General features: G+C 72.9%; 21 protein-coding genes. 10 read left to right on the forward strand and 11 right to left on the reverse strand.

Going from position 1 to position 21868, the window contains the following annotated elements:
* The first annotated feature begins 28 nt into the window (after positions 1–28).
* On the forward strand, positions 29–1033 hold the full coding sequence (locus AB0J80_RS06470; RefSeq protein ID WP_364701044.1) for a LacI family DNA-binding transcriptional regulator: 1005 nt from the start codon (positions 29–31) through the stop codon (positions 1031–1033).
* Between the two features lie 2 nt (positions 1034–1035).
* On the opposite strand, the gene AB0J80_RS06475 is transcribed toward AB0J80_RS06470, so the two are convergent.
* On the reverse strand, positions 1036–2043 hold the full coding sequence (locus tag AB0J80_RS06475) for a LacI family DNA-binding transcriptional regulator (protein ID WP_364701045.1): 1008 nt from the start codon (positions 2041–2043) through the stop codon (positions 1036–1038).
* Between the two features lie 10 nt (positions 2044–2053).
* Positions 2054–2875, reverse strand: coding sequence for a LuxR C-terminal-related transcriptional regulator (locus AB0J80_RS06480; RefSeq protein WP_364701047.1), 822 nt, complete (start codon positions 2873–2875; stop codon positions 2054–2056).
* An 85-nt stretch (positions 2876–2960) separates the two neighbouring features.
* Between AB0J80_RS06480 and AB0J80_RS06485 the strand changes: the two genes are divergently transcribed.
* Positions 2961–4538, forward strand: a complete 1578-nt coding sequence (locus AB0J80_RS06485) for an AMP-binding protein (RefSeq protein WP_364701049.1) — start codon at positions 2961–2963, stop codon at positions 4536–4538.
* On the opposite strand, the gene AB0J80_RS06490 is transcribed toward AB0J80_RS06485, so the two are convergent.
* On the reverse strand, positions 4525–4896 hold the full coding sequence (locus AB0J80_RS06490; protein WP_364701051.1) for an ankyrin repeat domain-containing protein: 372 nt from the start codon (positions 4894–4896) through the stop codon (positions 4525–4527). The genes AB0J80_RS06485 and AB0J80_RS06490 overlap by 14 nt on opposite strands.
* A 68-nt stretch (positions 4897–4964) precedes the next feature.
* Here AB0J80_RS06490 and AB0J80_RS06495 point away from each other — a divergent pair, with 68 nt between their 5' ends.
* Entirely contained in the window at positions 4965–6620 is a 1656-nt protein-coding gene (locus AB0J80_RS06495; RefSeq protein WP_364701053.1) for a GMC family oxidoreductase, read from the forward strand.
* 33 nt (positions 6621–6653) lie between these two features.
* Here the strand turns inward: AB0J80_RS06495 and AB0J80_RS06500 are convergent, their stop codons facing one another.
* A complete protein-coding gene (locus tag AB0J80_RS06500; protein ID WP_364701055.1) occupies positions 6654–7772 on the reverse strand; it encodes a cellulose binding domain-containing protein in 1119 nt (372 codons plus the stop codon).
* Positions 7773–8076: 304 nt separating this feature from the next.
* Between AB0J80_RS06500 and AB0J80_RS06505 the strand changes: the two genes are divergently transcribed.
* The 3 genes from AB0J80_RS06505 to AB0J80_RS06515 all read left to right on the forward strand — a co-directional run bounded on the left by AB0J80_RS06505 (position 8077) and on the right by AB0J80_RS06515 (position 10346).
* Positions 8077–8427: an Lsr2 family protein gene (locus AB0J80_RS06505; RefSeq protein WP_364701057.1), complete on the forward strand. Its 351-nt coding sequence runs from the start codon at positions 8077–8079 to the stop codon at positions 8425–8427.
* A gap of 79 nt (positions 8428–8506) precedes the next feature.
* Positions 8507–9232, forward strand: coding sequence for an SDR family oxidoreductase (locus AB0J80_RS06510; protein WP_364701059.1), 726 nt, complete (start codon positions 8507–8509; stop codon positions 9230–9232).
* A gap of 34 nt (positions 9233–9266) precedes the next feature.
* Positions 9267–10346 carry an NAD-dependent epimerase/dehydratase family protein gene (locus AB0J80_RS06515; protein WP_364701061.1) on the forward strand — a complete coding sequence of 360 codons (1080 nt, stop codon included), beginning with the start codon at positions 9267–9269 and terminating at the stop codon, positions 10344–10346.
* A 32-nt stretch (positions 10347–10378) separates the two neighbouring features.
* On the opposite strand, the gene AB0J80_RS06520 is transcribed toward AB0J80_RS06515, so the two are convergent.
* The 7 genes from AB0J80_RS06520 to AB0J80_RS06550 form a co-directional block, all read right to left on the reverse strand.
* Complete coding sequence (locus AB0J80_RS06520; RefSeq protein ID WP_364701063.1) at positions 10379–10921, reverse strand: hypothetical protein; 543 nt, start codon at positions 10919–10921, stop codon at positions 10379–10381.
* Positions 10922–11014: 93 nt separating this feature from the next.
* Entirely contained in the window at positions 11015–11656 is a 642-nt protein-coding gene (locus AB0J80_RS06525) for a GntR family transcriptional regulator (protein ID WP_364701065.1), read from the reverse strand.
* A 12-nt stretch (positions 11657–11668) separates the two neighbouring features.
* Positions 11669–12508 carry a biotin-dependent carboxyltransferase family protein gene (locus tag AB0J80_RS06530; protein WP_364701067.1) on the reverse strand — a complete coding sequence of 280 codons (840 nt, stop codon included), beginning with the start codon at positions 12506–12508 and terminating at the stop codon, positions 11669–11671.
* A 5-nt stretch (positions 12509–12513) separates the two neighbouring features.
* Positions 12514–13128 carry an allophanate hydrolase subunit 1 gene (locus AB0J80_RS06535; protein ID WP_364701069.1) on the reverse strand — a complete coding sequence of 205 codons (615 nt, stop codon included), beginning with the start codon at positions 13126–13128 and terminating at the stop codon, positions 12514–12516.
* Complete coding sequence (locus AB0J80_RS06540; RefSeq protein ID WP_364701071.1) at positions 13125–13886, reverse strand: 5-oxoprolinase subunit PxpA; 762 nt, start codon at positions 13884–13886, stop codon at positions 13125–13127. Before AB0J80_RS06540 ends, AB0J80_RS06535 begins: the two co-directional genes overlap by 4 nt.
* A gap of 8 nt (positions 13887–13894) precedes the next feature.
* Positions 13895–15118 carry an NRAMP family divalent metal transporter gene (locus AB0J80_RS06545; RefSeq protein WP_364701073.1) on the reverse strand — a complete coding sequence of 408 codons (1224 nt, stop codon included), beginning with the start codon at positions 15116–15118 and terminating at the stop codon, positions 13895–13897.
* Positions 15119–15195: 77 nt separating this feature from the next.
* Entirely contained in the window at positions 15196–15840 is a 645-nt protein-coding gene (locus AB0J80_RS06550; protein WP_364701075.1) for a 50S ribosomal protein L11 methyltransferase, read from the reverse strand.
* Between the two features lie 79 nt (positions 15841–15919).
* Here AB0J80_RS06550 and AB0J80_RS06555 point away from each other — a divergent pair, with 79 nt between their 5' ends.
* Genes AB0J80_RS06555 through AB0J80_RS06570 form a run of 4 tightly spaced genes read left to right on the forward strand, consistent with a single transcriptional unit; the run spans position 15920 to position 21427 of the window.
* Positions 15920–18979 (forward strand): EAL domain-containing protein, encoded by a 3060-nt coding sequence (locus AB0J80_RS06555; protein ID WP_364701077.1) that lies wholly within the window; start codon positions 15920–15922, stop codon positions 18977–18979.
* Positions 18980–19003: 24 nt separating this feature from the next.
* Positions 19004–19912 carry a DNA-3-methyladenine glycosylase 2 family protein gene (locus tag AB0J80_RS06560; RefSeq protein WP_364701079.1) on the forward strand — a complete coding sequence of 303 codons (909 nt, stop codon included), beginning with the start codon at positions 19004–19006 and terminating at the stop codon, positions 19910–19912.
* A gap of 28 nt (positions 19913–19940) precedes the next feature.
* On the forward strand, positions 19941–20693 hold the full coding sequence (locus tag AB0J80_RS06565; protein ID WP_364701081.1) for an ROK family protein: 753 nt from the start codon (positions 19941–19943) through the stop codon (positions 20691–20693).
* 2 nt (positions 20694–20695) lie between these two features.
* Complete coding sequence (locus AB0J80_RS06570) at positions 20696–21427, forward strand: HAD family hydrolase (protein ID WP_364701320.1); 732 nt, start codon at positions 20696–20698, stop codon at positions 21425–21427.
* The last annotated feature ends 441 nt before the right edge of the window (positions 21428–21868 follow it).

Here is a 21868-nt window from a genome sequence, read left to right on the forward strand (position 1 = left end):
AGTGTCGCGGACGCACTACGGTAGGACCGTGCGCGCAGCGACGATGGCCGACATCGCCCGGCGCGCCGGTGTGTCCCGCATCGCCGTCTCGTACGCGTTGAACGGCCGTCCCGGCGTGTCGGCGGACCTCCGCGAGCGGATCCTGGGCATCGCCCGGGAGCTGGGTTACCGGGCCAACGGGCCCGCGCTGGCCATGCACGGCGCCGCGGCCCGGGCGATCGGGCTGGTGCTGCTGCGCTCGTCCGCCGCGCTGACCCTCGAGGTGTTCCGGCGGCAGCTCATCGCCGGCATCCAGGCGGAGCTGTCCGGGCCTGGCTTCGCGCTCGCCCTGCAGATGGTCGCGGACATCGGCGAAGAGGTGCGTGTGCACCGCCGGTGGAGCGCCGAGCGGCGGGTGGACGGGGTGCTGATCTTCGATCCGCGCGTCGACGATCCGCGGATCGCGGCGGTGCGGGAGCTGGGCCTGCCCGCCGCGCTGGTCGGGAGCGCGTACGACGACCGGCTGCCCGGAGCGTGGTGCGACGACCGCGACTGGTCCCGGGAGCTGGCGCGATACCTGGCGGCGCTCGGGCACCGGCACATCGCCCGGGTGAGCGGGCCGGCAGGCATGCTGCACACCGAGATCCGCGACGAGGCGCTGCGGTCCGAGGCCTCGGTCCGCGGGGTCCGCACGACGATCGTGCGCGGCGACTACACGGGTGACTCCGGCGCGCGGCTGACGCGGGAGCTGCTCGGGCTCGCCGACCGGCCCACGGCGGTCGTCTACGACAACGACATCATGGCGATCGCCGGACTGGGCGTCGCCGGCGAGCTGGGCCTCGCCGTGCCGGCCCAACTGTCCATCGTGGCCTGCGAGGACTCGCCGTTGTGCGAGGTGGTCGGGCCGCCGCTGACGGCAGTGCACCGCGACATCGCCGGCTACGGCGCCCTGGCGACCGCCCGGCTGCTGGCCGCCATCGAGGGCGAGCTCGCTCCCCCGGTGCAGGCCTCGGGCGGCCGGCTGGAGGTTCGCGGGAGCACCGGACCGGCCTGACCTCAGGGCGGCGGGGCGGTGCTGCCGCGCACGAGCAGCCGGGCGGGTTCGTCGAGCCGGGCGCCGATCCGCTCCCCCGCGATCACCGCCAGCAGCAGCCGGGCCGCGTGCGCGCCGTACGCGTGGATGTCGCGGGTCAGGGCGGTCAGCGGCGGATGCACCAGCCCGCACATCGGCGAGTCGTCCCAGGCCACTATGGACAGCTCGGCCGGCACGTCCCGGCCCAGCTCCCGCGCCGCGGACAGCCCGGCGATCGCCATGACGTCGTTGTCGTAGACGATGGCGGTCGGCCGGGCATCGCCGGTGAGCAGCTGCCGGGTGGCGCGCGCCCCCGCCGCACCGGTGTAGTCGGTGAACACCGTCATCGCCTCGGTCAGCCCGAGCTCGGCGAAGGCCCGGGTCCGCGCGGCGGTGTGCGCGAGCCCCGGCAGCCCGGCGACCCGCGCGATGCGCCGATGGCCCAGCCCGGACAGGTGTTCCACCGCGCTCGCCACGGACACGGCGTCGTCGGACCACAGGCTCGCCACCTCGGCCCCGGGCGTGGGCGGCCCGACCACCACCGCCGGTACGCCGATCCGCTCGACGGCCGGCACCCGCGGATCGTCGGCGCGCAGGTCGCACAGCAGCACCCCGTCGACGCGCCCCTCGATCCACCACTGCCGGTAGACCTCGATCTCGGCGTCCCCGTCGTCGTCCGGGACCATCTGCAGCAGCAGCGCGTACGAGCGGGTGGACAGCTCCGCCTCGAGCCCGCTGATCAGCTCCATGAAGAACGGCTCCACCCCGAGCGTGCTGGCCGGGCGGCGCAGCGCCAGACCGACGACGTGGGCCGGGGCTCCGGCCAGCGCGCGGGCGGCGGCACTGGCCCGGAAGCCCATCCGGTCGGCGATCGCCAGGATCCGCGCCCTGGTCTCCTCGGAGACGCCGGGGCGGTCGTTGAGCGCGTACGAGACCGCGCCCTTGGAGACGCCGGCCTCGCGGGCGATATCGGCGATCGTCGGTCTCTTCACGGCCCTGACCCTAGGGCAGGAAACCCAGACGGCGCGCGGTCACCACGGTTTCGGCCCGGGTGTGCGTGCCGAGCTTGCGCATGGCGTTGCGCAGATAGCTCTTCACCGTCTCGGGGAGCAGGCCCAGCCGCCGGGCCGCCTCGGCGTTGCTGCAGCCCATCGCCACCGTCGCGAGCACGTCGAGCTCGCGCGGCGACAGCGGGTTGGCGGTGCGCGGGTCACCGCCGGGCTGGGCCAGCAGCGCGCACACCTGCCGCAGGCGGGCCCGCAGGACCGGGTCGGCCACCTCCTGGGCGATCGCTCGCAGGTCGGCGTGGGCCTGCCGGACGTCCTCCCACTGTGCGCCCCGGGAGACGGCGGCCGCTGCTTCGATCTCGTCGAGGCGGCGCCGCACTTCCCGGCGTACCGTCAGCTCTGTCGCGAGGCGGGCCGCCACCTGGCTCATCGCGTCCCAGGCCCGCGCGCCCACCGTCAGGGGTTCCCGCGTGCCGGCATAGAGGACGGCGAGCACGGAGGTTCCCACCGCGACCGGCACCGCGGCGATCGCGCGCAGGCCCTCGGCGGTCACCGGCTTGTCGTACTCGTGGCTGATCCGCGGGTCCGCGGCATAGTCCTCGACGCCCGCCGGGCGGGCCGTGGTCAGGACCCGGCCGCCGAGCCCGTTGCCGGCGCCCACCACCAGGCCGTGCAGGGCGAGGGTCGTCGTGCCCGCGAAGTCGGTCAGCCGCATGGCCCGGCCGTCGGCGGCGACCGCGCCGCCGAACGCGACCGGCAGCCCGGTGACCCGCCGGATCCGGCCCAGGGCGGCGGTCAGGTCGGCTGTCTCGAGCACCTCACCAGCATGTCCCGCGCCGGAGCCCGGGTCCACCCCTGTACGGGGGTGGTGGCGTCACGCCCCGCGGGCTCATGCTGCAGTCATGCTCTCCTACGCCTCCGGGACCTCCGACGTGCCGCTGCTCGGTGAGACGATCGGCGCCAACCTCGCCCGCACGGTCGCGGCGTTCGGCGACCGCGAGGCCCTCGTCGACGTGCCGTCGGGCCGGCGGTGGACGTACGCGCAGTTCGACGCGGCCGTGAACGACGTCGCCCGCGGCCTGCTCGCCCGCGGCGTCGCCAAGGGTGACCGGGTCGGCATCTGGGCGCCCAACTGCGCCGAATGGGTCTTCGTGCAGTACGCCACCGCCCGCATCGGCGCGATCCTCGTGACCATCAACCCGGCGTACCGGTCGCACGAGCTGGACTACGTCGTCCGGCAGTCGGGGCTGCGGCTGCTGGTGAGCGCGGTCGGTTTCAAGACCAGCGACTACCGGTCGATGATCGCGGAGATCGGGTTCGGCGAGACGGTGTTCATCGGCACCGACGACTGGGACGCGCTGACCGCCGGCGGGGGCGAGCTCGGCGCGGAGCTGTCCTTCGACGACCCCATCAACATCCAGTACACCTCGGGGACGACCGGGTTCCCGAAGGGCGCGACGCTGTCGCACCACAACATCCTCAACAACGGCTACTTCGTCGGCGAGCTTCTGGGCTACACCGAGCAGGACCGCATCTGCATCCCGGTGCCGCTCTACCACTGCTTCGGCATGGTGATGGGCAACCTCGCGGCGACCTCGCACGGCGCCACCATGGTGCTGCCCGCGCAGGGCTTCGACCCCGCGGCGACGCTGCGGGCCGTCGCGGACGAGCGCTGCACCTCCCTGTACGGCGTGCCGACCATGTTCATCGCCGAGCTGGGACTGGCCGACTTCGCGGAGTACGACCTGTCGAGCCTGCGTACCGGGATCATGGCGGGCTCGCCCTGCCCGGTCGAGGTGATGAAGCGCGTGGTCGCCGAGATGCACATGAGCGAGGTGGCGATCTGCTACGGCATGACCGAGACGTCACCCGTGTCGACGATGACGCGCCGCGACGACGGGCTCGAGCGGCGTACGGCGACCGTCGGCCGGGTGATGCCGCACCTGGAGTCGCAGGTCGTGGACCCGGCGACCGGCCTGGTGGTCGGACGCGGCGAGCCGGGCGAGCTCTGCACCCGCGGCTACTCGGTGATGCTCGGCTACTGGGACCAGCCGGAGGCGACCGCCGAGGCCGTCGACGCGGCCCGCTGGATGCACACCGGCGACCTGGCCACGATGGACACCGACGGCTACGTGAGCATCGTCGGCCGGATCAAGGACCTGGTCATCCGCGGCGGCGAGAACGTCTACCCGCGGGAGGTCGAGGAGTTCCTCCACACCCATTCGGACGTCGTGGACGTGCAGGTCATCGGCGTCCCGGACGAGAAGTACGGCGAAGAGCTCATGGCCTGGGTCGTGCTGCGCCCGGGAGCGGAGCCGCTGACGGCGGAGGCGGTGCGGGAGTTCTGCGCGGGCCGGCTGGCGCACTACAAGGTGCCCCGCTACGTGCACGTGGTCGACGGCTTCCCGATGACGGTCACCGGCAAGGTCCGCAAGGTCGAGATGCGTGAGCAGGCGGTGGACATCCTCAAGAACGCGTAGCGGCCCACTCGCGCGCGTTGCGTCCGCTGCCGTGGTCCTCCCGCAGCTCTGGGTCGGCGCCACCGGCGAGCAGCTCCCGCATCGTCTCCTCATGACCCCAGGCCGCGGCCGCGCAGAGCGGCAGGCCTTCCTCGCCGGTCCCGCTCTCGACATCGGTACGCGCACCCGCCGCGAGCAGCACCCGCACGGTGACGAAGGCGTTCTGCACACTCGCCCGGTACAGCGCGGTCGTGCCGTGAACGTCGGGAATGTTCGGGTCGGCCCCCGCCCGCAGCAGCCGGGCGACCTCCGCGTGCCCGGCCCAGCCCGCGGCCTCCACGAGCCGCCGCTGAAGCTTCTTGCGCCGCCGCCGGTTCACGCCACCAGCCTGGCATGAGACAAATTCACCTCTGGTGTAACACCCCGCGGCATGGTGGAGTGTGTCCCATGACCGACTACGACATCGTCGTCGTGGGCAGCGGGTTCGGGGGCAGCGTCACGGCGCTGCGGCTGGCCGAGAAGGGCTACCGGGTCGGCGTGCTCGAGGCCGGCCGGCGCTACACCCCGGAGACGCTGCCGAAGACCTCGTGGGACCTGCGGGCCTTCCTGTGGGCGCCGGCCCTCGGGCTGCGCGGCATCCAGCGGATCACCCTGCTCAAGGACATCGTGGTGCTGTCGGCCGCGGGCGTGGGCGGCGGCTCCCTGGTGTACGCGAACACCCTCTACCAGCCGCCGGCCCGGTTCTTCGCCGACGAGCGCTGGGCCGGGATCACCGACTGGGCCCGCGAGCTCGAACCCCACTACGACCAGGCGTCCCGGATGCTCGGCGTCACCGTCCAGCCGTCGATGACACCGTCCGACCGGGTCGTCGAGGCGGTCGCCAAGGACATGGGCGTGGGCGGGACGTTCCGCCGTACGCCGGTCGGGGTCTTCTTCGGCGAGCCGGGCAGGACCGTGCCGGACCCGTACTTCGGCGGTGCCGGTCCGGACCGGACCGGATGCACCGAGTGCGGCGACTGCATGATCGGCTGCCGGCTGGGCGCCAAGAACCGCCTCGACCTCAACTACCTGCACCTCGCCGAGAAGCTGGGCGCGACCGTGCACCCGGACACCGAGGTGACGGCGCTGCGACCGGTGCACGGCGGCTGGCGCGTGGAGACCCGCCGCCGGGTCTTCACCGCCGAACAGGTGGTGCTGTCGGCCGGAGCGCTCGGCACGCAACGGCTGCTGCACGCGATGCGGGACACCGGCGTCCTGCCCGCGCTGTCGCCGCGGCTGGGGTCGCTGACGCGCACCAACTCCGAGGCGCTGCTGGGTGCGCAGGCTCCCCGCGTACCGTCGGAGCCTTTCTCGCGGGGAGTCGCGATCACGTCGTCGTTCCACCCGGACGCCGACACCCACATCGAGCCGGTCCGCTACGGGCCCGGCAGCAATGCGATGGGCCTGCTCACCACCCTGCTGGTCGACGGTGGCGGCCGGGTGCCCCGGCCCGTGCGCTTCCTCGGGCAGGCACTGCGGCACCCGATGCTGCTGCTGCGCACGCTGTCGAACCGGCGCTGGAGCGACCGCACGATCATCGCGCTGGTCATGCAGACCCTGGACAACTCCCTGACGGTACGCCGGACCCGCCGCGGCCGGCTCACCACGGGTCCCGGCCACGGCCCCGGCAACCCGACCTGGATCCCCGTCGGCCACGAGGCGGTCCGGCGCATCGCGAAGGCGATCGGCGGCCACCCGGGCGGCGCGATCGGCGACGTGTTCGACATCCCGATGACCGCCCACATCCTCGGCGGCGTGACGATCGGCGACTCCCCGGAGAGCGGGGTGGTCGACGCGTACCAGCGGGTGTACGGCTACCCGGGACTGCACGTGGCGGACGGCTCGGTGATCCCGGCGAACCTGGGGGTGAACCCGTCGCTGACCATCACCGCGCTGGCGGAGCGAGCCATGTCGTTCTGGCCCAACAACGGCGATCCGGATCCGCGGCCGGCGCTCGGGACGGGGTACGAGCGGGTCGAGCCGGTGGCACCGCGTACACCGGCGGTGCCGAAGCACGCGCCGGCGGCGTTGCGCTGGACGCCGGCCGCCCCGCCGCCGGGCTGATCGGCGACGGGGCGGGGCTGGCGTCCCCCGTGGCTAGGCCTTCGTGCAGGCCGCACCGTTGAGCGTGAACGCGGACGGTGCCGAGAACGTCCCGCTGAGCGTGCCCTGGAACCCGAACGACGTGCTCGCACCCGCCGCGAGGCTGCCGTTGTACCCGACGTTGCGAGCCGTGATCGCCCCGCTGGATCCCGTCAGCGTGGTGTTCCACGAGCTCGTGACGGCCTGACCGGCGGGCAGCGTGAAGCCCAGCGTCCAGCCGTTGATCGGGCTGCTGCCGGTGTTGGCGACCGTCACGTTCGCCACGAAGCCGTTGCTCCAGCTGTCCGCCGCGTACGTGACCCGGCAGGATGCGGTCGGCGGGGTGGTCGGGTCGGACGGCGGCGGCGGGGTCCCGCCTCCGTTGACCGTTGCGGAGAAGTTCTCGACCGCCAGCCCGCCGCCGCCGATCCAGGGTTCGAAGCCGGCCTGGATGCTGGTCAGGTACCAGGAGCTGGTGACGGCGCCGCGGTTCTTCGTGTCGTTGATGAAGTCCAGGACGCTGAAGGTCCAGCTGGTGACCGGCGACGGTGCCACGTACGAGATGACGTTGTTGGCGCCGTTGTTGCCGCGCCAGACCTCCCAGCTGCGGCCGCCGATGGTGGTGGTGCCCACCGGGGAGCCGATCGGCTGGATCGAGCCTTGCCGGTTGAACCAGATCATGATCTCCATGGCGTTGACCCCGTCGCGCTTCGGCGTCGGGTCGAGCCAGATGTCGTACGCGGCATCGTAAGTGGCCCCGCTCACATACTTGTACGTGATACTGCTGGTCACGCTGTTGATGGCGCTCAGCTGCAGCGGCAGATCGGTGCCCGGCGAACAGTTCGTGTAATGGCAGCCGTAGTACACCGCGGGGTAGGAGACCGGGGCGCCACTGGTGCTGCCGACACCCTGCTGACTCGTGATGGCGAATCCGGTGCCGGTGACATTGATGCACTGCTCGGCGGTCGTGCCCCAGCGGTTGTTCATCACCACGTATCGGCCGCCGATCGTGGTCGATCCGTACTGCTCGCAAATCTGCGTGTCGGCCTGCGCGGGACCGGCCAGGACGAATGGCGTCACACCGGCGGCGGCGAGGAGAAGGGCCGCGGCGACGGCACGGATGGCACGTCTCATGAAAGCTCCTTGGGCAAGGGATCCCGGGGGGACGGGTTTTTGGGAGCGCTCCCAAGCAACGTACAACAGATTGACAGACCTGAGAAGTGTTGCGGCGAAGTTTCGTGAGCCGGCCGCCGGCGGCAGCCCCCCGCCGGCGCGGACATCGCCTTTTCGCCACTTCCGCGCCGGTTCCCCCGGGCAATATCACCGGATGGGAACGCGACATGCGCCCGCGACAATTTGCCTCCACACCTTCCGGCCGACAGAATGAATAGGCGGAATTTGAGACAGACATTGGCACCGCTGTAGGAGCGACCACATCATGGCCAAGCAGGTAATCACCCTTCTGACCGACGACCTCGACGGCGGCGAGGCCGATCGCACCGTCGAATTCGGACTCGACGGTGTCAACTACACGATCGACCTGTCGGAGAAGAACGCCGGCAAGCTGCGAAAGGCGCTGGACCCGTATCTGTCGGCCGCCACGCGCGTCGGCCGCAGCGGCTCCGAGGCCCGTCCGGCCCGGCGCGGCACCGCCCCGGCGAGCACCGGCCGGGCGACCCGCGACCAGAACCAGGCCATTCGCGAGTGGGCGAGCAAGAACGGATACGAGGTGTCGGAGCGCGGGCGCATCCCGAGCTCCATCGTCGAGGCGTACCACAGCAAGCGCTAGATTCTCCCTCGACCGCGAAACGGCGTCGCCGCCCCGGCGGCGCCGTTTTGACGTATCGGACGGAGGACCATTGCGCGTCGTGATCGTGACCGGAGCGTCGGCGGGAATCGGCCGCGCCACCGCCCTGCGGCTGGGCCGCCCGGGCACGACCGTGGTGCTCGCCGCCCGCCGCGGCGAGGAGCTCGCGACCGTGGCCGCCGCGATCGAGGCCAACGGCGGCGCGGCACTGGCCGTCCCCACGGACCTGCGTGACCCGGCCGCGATCGAAGCCCTGGTCGCCGCCGCCCGCGCCGGCACCGGCCGGATCGACGCGCTCGTCAACAACGCCGGGCTGGGCGGGCCGGACACCGTCCTCATCGACGACGCGACGCTGACCGCGATGGTCGACGTCAACCTGCTGGCGCCCATCCGGCTCATGCGCGAGGTGGTGCCGGTCATGCGGGCGGCCGGCTCCGGCGCGATCGTCAACATCGGCTCGGTCGCCGGCGAGGTCGGCATCGGGGGCGCGTACTCGGCGACGAAGTTCGCCCTGCGCGGCATGACCGACTCGGTCCGGCGCGAACTGGCCGGCACCGGCATCGGTGTGACGCTCATCGAGCCCGGGCGCATCGGCACCGAGATGAACGCCCGCCACGCCGACCGCCTGCCCGGCCCGGAGATCGTGGTGGACGCCGTCGAGCGCGCGCTGCGGCGGCCCCGGCGGCGCATCGTGGTCCCCGGGCGCTACCGCGCCTCGATGCTGGCGGCCGCCCTCCTGCCCGGTGCCACGGACCGGATGTACGCGGGCAAAGCGGCCCGCCGCTAGGTTCGACACGGACCGCTCCGGGTACGCCTGAAGCATGCGAGTGGTGATCGTCGGAGCGACCGGGAACGCCGGCACGGCCCTGCTGCGACGGCTGCGCAACGAGCCGGGCATGGACCTCGCCGGGGTGGTACGGCGCCTGCCCGGCACGGATGCGCCGCCCTACGACGCGGTCGAATGGCACTCCTGCGACATCGGCGCGCCCGACGCCGCCCGGCACCTGACCGAGGTGTTCCGGGGCGCGGACGCCGTCGTGCACCTCGCCTGGCAGATCCAGCCGAGCCACGACCAGCGCGTCCTGCACCGCACGAATGTGCTCGGCAGCCGGGCGGTCGTCGAGGGCGTGCTGCGGGCGGGCGTTCCGTCGCTGGTCTACGCGTCGTCCGTCGGTGTCTATGCGCCCGGCCCCAAGAACGCCTACGTGACGGAGGCGTACCCGAGGACCGGCGTGCGGGGTTCCTCCTACAGCCGGCACAAGGCGCTGGTCGAGGCGATGCTCGACCGGGTCGAGTCGGACCACCCCACGCTGCGGGTCGTCCGGCTGCGGCCGGGCCTGATCTTCCAGCGGGATGTCGGCACCGAGATCGGCCGCTACTTCGCCGGGCCGTTGCTGCCGGCCCGGCTTCTCCGGTACGGCCGCATCCCGCTCATCCCGTCCCACCCGGGACTGCGGGTCCAGGCGGTGCACGCGGACGATGTGGCCGACGCGTACGCCCGCGCGCTGCAGACCGACGTCCGTGGCGCCTTCAACGTGGCCGCCGGGCCGGTGCTGGACCCGGCCGTCGCCGCGCAGGCGTTCCACGGCCGGGAGGTGCCCGTACCCGGAGCTCTGCTGCGCGGGGCCGCCGACCTGAGCTGGCGCCTGCACCTGCAGCCGGTGGACGTGGGCTGGGTCAAGCTGGGCCTCAAGGCACCGCTGATGTCCTGCGACCGGATCGCGGCCGAGCTGGGCTGGCGGCCGCTGACCGGCGCCGTGCACGCCCTCAAGGAGCTGGTCGCGGGCATGGCCGAGCGGGCGCACACGGACAGCCCGCCGCTGACCGCACGACCGGACCGCCCGGGCCGCCTCGGCGGCGTGCTCCGCGGCCGCCTGCCGGGCACGGGGAACCCGTACTGAGCGGACGCGGAGCAGCCAGTATGAGGAGCCGGTCAGGCGGCGTTGCGGGCCGCCACCCGCCCGAGCTCGAGGAGCACGTCCCGGGTGATGGCCGGGTTCTGCTCACTGATCGTCATCTTCGCGGCGCCGACGCGGACCGTGAGCTCCAACAGACCGTTGTCGCCGATCGACGCCTCCTCGCCGATGCCCTGCACCGGTTCCTTGACGAACCAGTGGAACTCCTTCTTGGCCTCCTCGGCGCTGGCGTACCCCTCCACGCCGATGGTCAGCGCGTGGTAGTGGCTGTCCTTGGGCTTCTCCACGACCCAGTTGCACCGGTCCGGCGTGTCCGTCCCGACCGACGCCACGAGCCCGGTCAGCTTCTTGATGTCCGCGGCGGAGAGCAGGTCGCAGGCTTCCGGGACGTCCGGCTTCGCCGCGGGGGCACTGTCCTCGGCGGGGGTGGTCGTTCCCTGCGCGGGGGCGGCGACGGACGCTACCGCCGCCGGCTCGTCGTCCGCGCTTCCGCAGCCGGTCAAGGCAGCCGCCGTCGTCAGGGCGATCAGTGCGATGAGCTTGCCGCGCTTCACAGTCATGGCTGGCGAACCTAGTGCCGCAGCACCCGCCCGGGGATAGGGCGAATGACATATTCAGCGCCCCGGCACCCGGTGATGACGGTACGTAGCCGGCTACGGCAGGCTTCCCAGGACGACCCGCTCGGACGTCAGGAGGTACTCGCGCAGCATGTCCGCCGCGCGTGCCGCGTCACCCGCCTCGTACACCGCGGTGATGTCCTCGTTCATCGCCACGAACGGGCGGTGCAGCGCCTCGGGATCCGGTGCGGCGACGAAGGCCAGCCGCAGCTCCGCCGTGAGCTGCCGCATCCAGGCGTCCAGGCGCGGGCTTCCGGCGAGCGCCACGATCTGCTCGTGGAAGTGCATGTTCGCCGTGCCCACCCCACGCCAGTCGGCGGCCTCGGCGGCGCGGCGAGCCTCGTGGACCGCCGCCCGCATCTCCCCGGCGCGCGGCGGGTCCGTGGGCGCCTGCGCGAGCGCGGAGCATTCGAGCAGCACGCGGACCCGGTAGATGTCGGCGATCTGAGCCGGGCTGAGCGTCGCCACGAACACGCCGCGATGCGGGTGGCGCACCAGCAGGCCCTCTTCGATCAACGTGGAGAAGGCTTCGCGCAGGGTGTTGCGGGAGACGCCGAGCGGGCCGGTCAGCGACGCCTCGGCGAGGCGGGTGCCCGGCGTCAGCTCCCCGTTGATCATCGCGTTGCGCAGCTGCTGCACCGCGCGCGCGGCGGAACCCGGCTGCTCCAGGGTCGTCACGACCTCAGTCAATCAGCCGGGCGCGCGCGTGAAGCGGATGGGGGCGCCCGGACGGAGCTGGGCCGCGCGGTCCGCCGCTTCCGGGGTCAGAACGGCGACCACCGGGTAGCCGCCGGTCACCGGGTGGTCGGCCTGGAAGATGATCGGGCGGCCGTCCGGTGGAACCTGCACCGCCCCGCGGACCACGCCCTCGCTGGGAAGCTCCTCGGTGCGGGACCGGGCCAGCGGCGGGCCGTCGAGGCGCAGCCCGACCGAGTTGCTCGCGTGCGAGACGGTGTACTCGGCGCTGAGAAAGGTCTCGATCGCCTCGGCGGTGAACCAGTCGTCGCGCGGGCCGAGGTCGACCTCGAGCGGTCCCTGCCTGTCCGAAATCGGCAAGGCCCGCGTCTCGACGACGGGAAGCTCGCCGATCGGGAGGACGTCCCCGGGCGCGGGCCGGGCCGGGCCGACGCCGGCCAGCTGGTCGGTGGAGCGGGAACCCAGCACCGGCGCGACGTCGATGCCGCCGCGTACCGCGAGATAGCTGCGCAGACCGCGCCTCGGCATGGTGACCGCGACGACCGCCCCCGCCGGCACGGTCGTCGGCTGTTCCGGGGCCGCCGGGGTGCCGTCCACCGTGAGCACCGCGTCCGTGCCGGTCAGCGCGAGCACCGCCGGCTCGTCGAAGGACACCCGCAGGCCGCCGAGGGTGCACTCCAGGACCGCGGTGCCGGGCGGGTTGCCGACGAGCGCGTTGGCTCGCGCGTACGCGCCCCGGTCCACCGCGCCCGACGGTGCCACTCCCTGATGCGCGTGCCCCGGCCGCCCCGCGTCCTTGAGCACGGTCATGGGTCCCGTACGCACGATCGTCATCCGCATCACCGCACCGCCTTGAAGGTCACCCGGACGCCGGGGACGAGCAGGGCCGGCTCGGGCCGCGCCAGGTCCCACATGCGCTCGGTCGTGCTGCCGATCAGCTGCCAGCCGCCCGGGCTGTCGTTCGGGTAGACCCCCGAGAAACGGCCCGCGAGCCCGACCGACCCCGCCGGGATCCGGGTCCGCGGGGAGCTGCGCCGGGGTACGTCCAGCGTGGCGTCGTCCCCGGTCAGGTACCCGAAACCGGGCGCGAACCCGGCGAACGCGACGGTCCACCGCGCGCCGGTGTGCCGGGCCACCACCTCGTCCTGCGTGATGCCGAGGTGCCCGGCCACCTCGGCCAGGTCCGGACCGTCGTAGACCACGGGGATCTCGACGGTGCCGGCATCGGCACGTCCGGGACCTTCGGGTTCCAGCGCGGCCGTCGCCTCCCGGACCGCGGCCGGCGAGGTCACCGCCGGATCCAGCCGGATGAGCACGGTACGGGCCGCCGGCACCAGGTCGACGACGCCGGGCAGCCGGGCGGCGCGCAGGGCGGCGTACAGGGCGAGGGCCGCGTCGAGGTCGTCGACCTCCGCGAGCACGGCCTCCCGCCCGCAGGTGAGGAACCTCGTCATGCCTCCACTCCGGCGAAGGCGGCGATCCGTACGCCCGCCGCGACGAGCTGGTCGTGCACGGCCCGGGCCATCCCGACGGCTCCCGGCGAGTCGCCGTGCACGCAGATCGAGTCCGCCTCGACCTTGATCACCGAGCCGTCGACCGCTTCCAGGGTGCGCTCGGTGGCCAGGCGGACCATGCGCCGCGCGACCTCGGCCGGGTCGTCGAGCAGGGCACCGGGCTCACGCCGGGAGACCAGGGTGCCGTCGGCGTGGTAGCCGCGGTCGGCGAAGGCCTCCCGTACGGTGCGCAGCCCCGCCTCCTCCGCCAGCTGCAGGAGAGCGGACCCGGGCAGGCCCAGCACCGGCAGGTCGGGGTCGTACCGGCGGACCGCGTCCACCACGGCGGCGGCCTGCTGCTCGTGGTGCACGACCGCGTTGTAGAGCGCGCCGTGCGGCTTGACGTAGAGGACCCGGTCGCCGGCGGCCCGGGCGAGCCCGTCCAGCGCACCGATCTGGTAGATCAGGTCGGCCACGAGCTCCTCGGTCTCGTAGTCGATGAACCGCCGGCCGAAGCCCGCCAGGTCCCGGTAGCTCACCTGGGCGCCGATGACCACGCCCCGGGCCACCGCCCGCTCGCAGGTCGCCAGCAACGTACGCGGATCGCCGGCGTGGAAGCCGCACGCCACGTTCGCGCTGCTGACGAGCTCCAGCATCGCCGCGTCGTCCCCCAGCCGCCAGGTGCCGAAGCTCTCGCCGAGGTCGCTGTTGAGGTCCATGGCTCTCCTTAGCCGGCCAGGTAGTCGAAGATCGTGCGGGCGGAGGTGACGCCCATGTACCAGGTGAGGCCCGCCGCGAGGACGCCGAGGACGAGCAGCCCGGCCGGGTACGCGTGCCCCTTGAGCAGCTCGCGGCGCCGCCAGGCCGCGTACAGCAGAATGGTGAACCCGATCGGCAGGATCAGCCCGTTGAAACCGCCGGCGAAGACCAGCAGCGCCGACGGCGCGGTGCCGACCATCAGGTAGACGGCCGTCGTGAGCGCGATGAACGCCACCGTCGCCCACGAGCGCGGCCGGCCCTCCCCGAGCGCGGGTGAGAAGGCGTTCAGGAACGACACGGAGGTGAACGCCGCGCCGACGACCGAGGTGATGGCCGCGGCCCAGAGCACGACGCCGAACGCCCGCTGCCCGGCCTCACCGGCGGCCGACTCGAACGCCTGCGCCGTCGCGTTGCCGCTGGTGTCGAGGGCGACGCCGCCGGCGACCACGCCGAGGATGGCCAGGAAGAGCAGGAACCGCATCAGGCCGGTGACCGCGATGCCGGTGAGCGCGCCGCGGGTGACCTCGCGGATGTGCTCGGGGCCGGTCGTGCCGCTGTCCAGCAGCCGGTGCGCACCGGAGTAGGTGATGTAGCCGCCGACCGTGCCGCCGATGATCGTGGTGATGGCGGCGAAGTCGACGTCGTCGGGCAGCACCGTCTGCCGCAGCGCGTCGCCCACCGGGGGCTGGGACACGATGCTGACGTAGAGGGTCAGCAGGATCATGACCACGCCGAGCACGATGAGCAGCCGGTCCATCGCCATGCCGGCGCGCCGTACGGTGAAGACGACGATCGCGAGCAGCGCGCTGAGGGCGCCGCCGAGCTTGGGGTCGAGCCCCAGCGCGGCGTTGAGGCCCAGCCCGGACCCGGCCACGTTGCCGATGTTGAAGACGAGGCCGCCGAGGATCACGAGGGCGGCGAGCAGCCGGCCGGCGCCGGGGACGACGGCGTCGGCGATCTCGTGGGCGCGCCTGCCGCTGATCGAGACGATGCGCCAGATGTTCATCTGGACCACGAAGTCCACCAGGATCGACACCAGGATGCCGAAGGCGAACGCGGCGCCCAGCTTCGCCGTGAAGGTGGTCGTCTGGGTGATGAAGCCGGGGCCGATGGCGCTGGTGGCCATGAGGAAGATCGCCCCGATCAGGGCGGTCCGGCGGGTTCGGGTGCGAGCGGTGGTGTCCGTCGGCATGAGCACTCCTGGATCGGTCGGATTCGATGGAGGCACCGTCGACGCTAGGGATTGTTCAACGATCACACAAGAGTTGTTCAACAATCTGCGACTTGCCAGACGCTGGTCCGGCGCACCGGCACGCTCTCCAGCGCCTCGCTCACGGGTACGTCGTAGGTCGCGCGCCGCACCATCCCGTCGCCCGGCAGGTACGCCCGCCCCGGATCCCCCACCAGCACCAACGCTCCCCGGCGCGCGGCCCGGCGCAGGAACGGCAGCACGCGAGCGGCCATCTCCCGGCTGTAGAAGACATCCCCCGCCAGCACCACGCCGGCCTCCGGGTAGTCGCTCCCGAGCAGATCGCCCGCCACCAGCTCGACGCGTACGCCGTTCGCCGCCGCGTTCGCCTCCGCCGCGGCGAGCGACAACGGGTCGATGTCGTTCGCCACCACCGGCCGCGCGCCCGCCCGGGCCGCCGCCACCGCCACCAGGCCCGAACCGGTCGCGAGGTCGAGAACCGCCCGCCCGGACACCAGCTCCGGCTCGTCCAGCACGTGCCGGGCGAGCGCCTGGCCCCCGGCCCAGGCGAAGGCCCAGAACGGCGGCGGCTGCTGCGTACCGCCCGCCTCGGTGCGCTCCCAGAGCGCGATCGGCTCGTCGGCCTGGTGCAACACCAGCTCCGGCAGAAACGGTACGGACGCGAGCCGGGTGTGGGCCCGGACGAACTCGGTAGCGCTGGACACCCCGCGATTCTGCTCAGCTGGGCCCCCGCGATACCGATCAGGGTCCCAGTGTCGCCGGACAGCCCAGGGAGGGGAGGACATGCCGACACGGTTGGCTGCCGCCCTCTTCGGCGCCGCGATGGCCGGTCTCGGCATCCTCTTCGCCGCCGGGCCGGAGTGGCGTACCCCGATCCGGCTCGCCGCCGGTGCCTGCGCGGTCCTCGCCCTGACCTGGGGCGTCCGCCGGCACCGCCCGGCGCACCGGGCGCCCTGGCAGCTCCTCGGCGTCGCCGTCTCGCTGTCCGCGATCGGCTCAGCCGCCCGTGGCACCGAGCTGCTGGACTGGCTCCCCGCCGTCGGTACGGCCCTCCTGTTGACCTTCTATCCGGTCCTCGCCCTCGCGCTGTTCCTCTTCATCCGCCACCGCACCGGTGGGCGGCGCGACCGCGGCGACCTGCTCGACGCCCTCACCGTCACCTGCGGCGTGGGGCTGCTCGCGTGGACCTTCGTGATCGGCCCGCAGATCCGCGACACCGCCCTGTCCGCGAGCGACCGCTGGATCGCCGTCGCCTTCCCGGTCGGCGGACTGCTCTGCCTCGGGCTGCTGTCCCGCCTGCTGACCGCCTCCGGCCGCCGGCTGACCGCGGCCGGCGCGCTGGCCGCCGGCGTGCTCGCGATGCTCCTCGCCGACGTCGTCACCAACCTGGCGGCCCGGCACGACGACCTCAGCAACGTGGCGGTGTTCGGCCGGATCCCCCTGTACGCGGGCGTCGGCCTGGCCGCCCTGCTTCCCTCGATGGCCGAGCTGACCCGCACCGCCTCGAAGCCCTCCGCCGACCTGGGCCGCATCCGGCTGGCCCTGCTCGCCGTGGCCTCCATGGTCGCCCCGGCCGTGCTGGTCTTCCAGGTGGGCGTCGACGGGCGCGTACCCGACATCGAGCTCATCGCCGCCCTCAGCGCCTGCACGTTCCTGCTGGTCCTGGCCCGCATGGCCGGGATCATGGCGAGCCACCGGCTGGCGATCGCCCGCGAGCGCGGCCTGCGCGAGGCCTCCGCGGCGCTGGTCTCGGCGGCGGACGCCGACGAGGTCGCCGACGCGGTCCGTAAGGCCGTCGCGCAGCTGCTGCCCTCCGACGTGCCGCACCGGGTCGTCCTCGCGATGGCGTTCACCGAGCCCGAGCAGCCGATCTCGCCCGAGTCCGCGGCCCAGTCGGCCCAGGACCGGGCCGCCGGCACCTCCGCCCGCCTGGTCGCCACCCGCGACGTCGACTGGGCGGTGGCCGTCCGGCTCACCCAGTTCAACATGGTGCTGCGCTGCCCGCTGGTGCTCGCCGACCGCCCGAACGGGGACCCGCTGGTCGGCGTCCTGCACGTCGGCGGCCCCACGTGGGCGCTGTCGGGTCTGCAGCGCGCCCTGGAGGTGCTCGCTACCCAGGTCGCCCTGGCACTCGAGCGGATCGCGCTGAGCGGTGAGGTCATCCGCCGCAACAGCGAGACCTACTTCCGCACCCTGGTGCTCAACACGTCTGACGTCATCCTCATCGTCGACGACGAGGACCGGGTCCGCTACTCCAGCCCGTCCGCCGTCCACGTCCTCGGCGGCGACCCGGTCGGCGCCACGCTGCCCGACATCATCCATCCGGGCGACCGCCAGCGGCTGGCCGAGGTGCTCACCGCCGTCCGCACCGGCCACGCCACCCAGGAGGGGATCGACTTCCGGGCCGTCGGCCGGCGGCGTACCGAAGTCATGCTGGAGATGCACTGCCGCGACCTGCGGGCCGACCAGACCGTCGCCGGCCTGGTCGTCACCCTGCGCGACGTCACCGAGCGCCGCCAGCTCGAGCGCGAGCTCACCCACCAGGCGTTCCACGACGCCCTCACCGGCCTGGCCAACCGCGTGCTCTTCGCCGACCGGCTGCAGCACGCCCTGGCCCGCGCCGCCCGCGACGGCTCGGTCGTCGGCGTGCTCTTCATCGACCTCGACGACTTCAAGATCGTCAACGACACCCTCGGCCACGCCGTCGGCGACCAGCTGCTCGTCCAGGTGGCGGCCCGGATCGCGGGCGCCCTGCGCAGCGACGACACGGCCGCCCGCCTCGGCGGCGACGAGTTCGCCGCCCTGGTGGAGAACGTGCAGGACCCCGGCGCCGTGGAGGAGACCGCCAACCGCATCCTGGCCGCCCTCGCCCAGCCGATCATCGTGGACGGCGAGGCGCTGCAGGCCGTGGCCAGCATCGGCATCACCACCACCCCGGAGGCGGACAACGCCGACGAGCTGCTGCGCCAGGCCGACCTGGCCCTCTACGTCGCCAAGGGCGCCGGCAAGAACCAGTGGCGCCGCTACCAGAGCCACCTGCACGGCGCGATGGTGGAACGCCTCGAACTGCGCTCGGCGCTCGACCACGCGGTCAACGAGGGCCACTTCCTGCTGCAGTACCAGCCCATCGTCAACCTGGCCACCGACGAGGCGGTCGGCTTCGAGGCGCTGGTCCGCTGGTACCACCCGACCCGCGGCCTCATCGCGCCGGACGAGTTCATCGAGGTCGCCGAGGAGAGCGGCCTCATCGTGCCGATGGGCCGCTGGGTGCTCGACCAGGCCCTGCACACCGTCGCCCAGTGGCGGCGCATCCTCCCCCGCACCCGCCAGCCGTACGTCAGCGTCAACGTCTCGGTACGCCAGTTCCGCGAGGCCGGCTTCGTCGACCAGGTCCGCGCGTCGCTGGACTTCGCGGGCCTACCGCCGCAGGCGCTGATGCTCGAGATCACCGAGACCCTGCTGATCAGCGACGACGAGCAGATCTGGTCCGACCTGGAGACCCTGCGCGAGCTCGGCGTCCGCATCGCCATCGACGACTTCGGCACCGGCTACTCGTCCCTGGGCTACCTCCGCCAGCGCCCGATCGACGTGCTGAAGATCGACAAGATGTTCATCGACGACATGGTCGGCAACGACCAGCAGTTCGCCCTGGTACGCGGCATCGTCAGCCTGGCACAGACCCTCAACCTGACGGTGGTCGCCGAAGGCATCGAGGACGCCACCCACCGGCAGATCCTGGCGCAGCTCGGCTGCCCGCTGGGCCAGGGCTACTACTACTCGTCACCCCTGGACGCCACCGAAGCTTTGACCTGGCTCCGCGCCACGCAGCCGATCGCCGCCTGACCGGCCCGGCCGTATAGTGGCGCGGTGACGACCACGGCGACGCGCAGGCTGAAGGCGCCGGACGGTTATCATTTCGCCTACACCCTGCGGTCGCTGCTCGTCGTTCGCCACGATCCCTGTGGGCGGATGGACGGGAACGAGTTCTGGCTCTCCGCGCGTACCCCCGACGGTCCTGCCTCCCTGCACCTCGCCAGGGTGGGCGCGGAGCTGACCGCGACCGGGCACGGGCCCGGCGCGGGGTGGGTCGTCGAGCAGGCCGACGCGATCGCCGGGTTGCGGGACGACCTGGGCGACTTCCCCGCGCTCGCCGCGCGGCATCCGGTGGTGGCCCGGCTGGCCAAGACCTTTTCGGGGGTACGCTTTCCCGCCACCGGCCAGGTGTTCCACCGACTGATCCGCGCCGTGCTGGAGCAGAAGGTCACGGGGATCGAGGCGCACCGGGCGTACCGGGCGATGGTCAAGCATTTCGGGGAGCCGGCTCCGGGACCGGCCGGGCTGCTGCTTCCGCCCGATCCGGAGGCGGTCGCGGCGACCCCGTACTGGACCTTCCATCCGTTCGGTGTGGAGCAGCGGCGGACCCAGGCGCTGCTGCGGTGTGCCGTCGAGGCGGCGCGGCTGGAGCGCTGTGCGGACAGCGCCGAGGCGACGCGCCGGCTGACCGCCATCGCGGGGATCGGGCCGTGGACCGCGGCGGAGGTGGTGCGGACCGCGTACGGCGATCCGGACGCCGTCAGTGTCGGCGATTTTCACATCCCGAACACGGTCGCGTGGGCGCTGGCCGGGGAGGCGCGCGGCACCGACGCCCGGATGCTGGAGCTGCTCGCGCCGTTCGCGGGGCATCGGGGGCGGGTCTGCGAGCTGCTCGCCGCCGGGGGTATCGCGGCGCCCAAGTTCGGGCCGCGGATGCCGATCCGCTCGTTCGCGCGCTTCTGAGATCGGGATCAACTGTCAGACTGCACGGGTGGCTTTCACGTTGACGATCGACTGTGGCGGCGGCGGCATCAAGGGGTCCGTGCTCGACGAGGCCGGGACGATGCGGGCGCAGCCGTTGCGGGTGCCCACGCCGTACCCGTTGCCTCCGGACCTCTTCGTCAAGACCTTGCTCGGGCTCGGTGAGCGGCTGCCGACCGCCGACCGGGTGACCGTCGGCATGCCGGGCATGCTGCGGCACGGCGTCGTCGTGGCGACGCCGCATTACGTCACCCGCAGCGGGCCGCGCACGAAGGTGGACCCCGAGCTGGTGGAGGCCTGGTACGGGTTCGACGCGCGAACCGCGCTGGCCGAGGCCTTCGGGCTTCCCACGCTGGTGCTCAACGACGCCGAGGTGCACGGCGCCGGGGTGGTCGCGGGAACCGGGTGCGAGCTGATCCTGACTCTGGGCACCGGTCTCGGCTGTGCGCTGTTCGACGGCGGCGCCCTCGCACCGCACCTGGAGATGTCGCAGGCGCCGGTGCGCTGGGGGATGAGCTACGACACCTACATCGGCGAGCACGAACGGCGCCGGCTCGGCGACGCGCTCTGGTCCCGCCGGGTCCGCAACGTGGTGGAGGGGCTGCGGCCGGTCTTCCTGTGGGACCGCCTCTACCTCGGCGGCGGGAACTCCCGGCTGATCACCCCCACCCAGCTGGCCCGGATGGGCGACGACGTCGTGGTGGTGCCGAACACGGCGGGCATCGTCGGCGGCGTCCGCGCCTGGACCCTCAACGCCCGGTGACGATGCTGCCCTCCCCCGCCGCCCTGCTCCTCGACTTCGGCGGCGTGCTGGCCGAGGCCGCCCGCCACGACCACGCGCCGCCCGAGCTGGTGCTGCGGCTCTACAACCTGACCGGTGGGGTGCTGAGCCCGGGCGAGATCAACCGGTCGCTCGTCGAGGGCGCGGAGGCGTACGCCGCCTGGCGTGACCTCGACGAGCCGTTCGAGCTGGCCCACGCGGAGGTCTGGCGCCGCTTCGTCACCACCGGCTGGCCGCAGCGCGCGCAGGACGCCGTACGCGTCAACGCCGCCAAGCTCAGCTACGACTGGACCTGGCGTCCCACCTGGGCGCTGCGCCCCGGAATCCCGGAGGCGCTGCGGGCGGCCCGCGCGGCCGGCCTGCCGATGGCCGTGGTGAGCAACACGCTCTGCGGCGCCGCCCATCGCGACTTCCTGGCGAAGGCGGGGGTCGGCGGACTCTTCGCGGCGCAGATCTACAGCGACGAGGTGGGTGTCCGCAAACCCAACCCGGAGATGATCTGGCATGCCACGCGGGCGCTGGGCGTACCGACGGAGAGCTGCTGGTTCGTCGGCGACAGCTATCAGCGCGACATCCTCTGCGCGCGTCGCGCCGAGACCGCGGCGGCGATCCTGCTGCGTTCCCGGCGTACGGCGAGCGAGGATCCGGCGGCTCACCCCGCGCCGGACGTGACCGTGGACGACGGGTTCGGGCTGCGGGACCTCCTGCCGTTCTGAGCCGGCCGGGCATGCCGATGGCCCTGACCGCGCTCCCGGTCAGGGCCATCGGGGAGGTGGGCGGAGACCCGAGTCGGTCCGCGCCACCCGGTGGCGGAGCTGGTAACCCGGCTCGAGGGAAATCCGCCTCCTTTCGTCAGCCGATACCTTGCTCGAGCCGCCTGCCGCGGGTGCCGTCCTCAGGGGGGTGGACGGCGGCCGGTTTCCGACGGGGGGTCCCCGGCGGGGCGGCGCCATGTCAGAAGTGGCGCGGCCCCGCGGGGTTCGGTCTCCGGTTGCGGCAGGGCTCCGTACCTAGTTGTCGTTGTCAGTTGCGGCGGCGGCCGGTCTGCTGCTGCTGCTGGTCCTGCTGCTGCTGGTCCTGCTGCTGCTGGTCCTGCTGCTGCTGGTCCTGCTGCTGCTGGTCCTGCTGCTGCTGGTCCTGCTGCTGCTGGTCCTGCT

This window comes from Actinoplanes sp. NPDC049548, assembly GCF_040676695.1.
Taxonomy (GTDB): Bacteria; Actinomycetota; Actinomycetes; order Mycobacteriales; family Micromonosporaceae; genus Actinoplanes.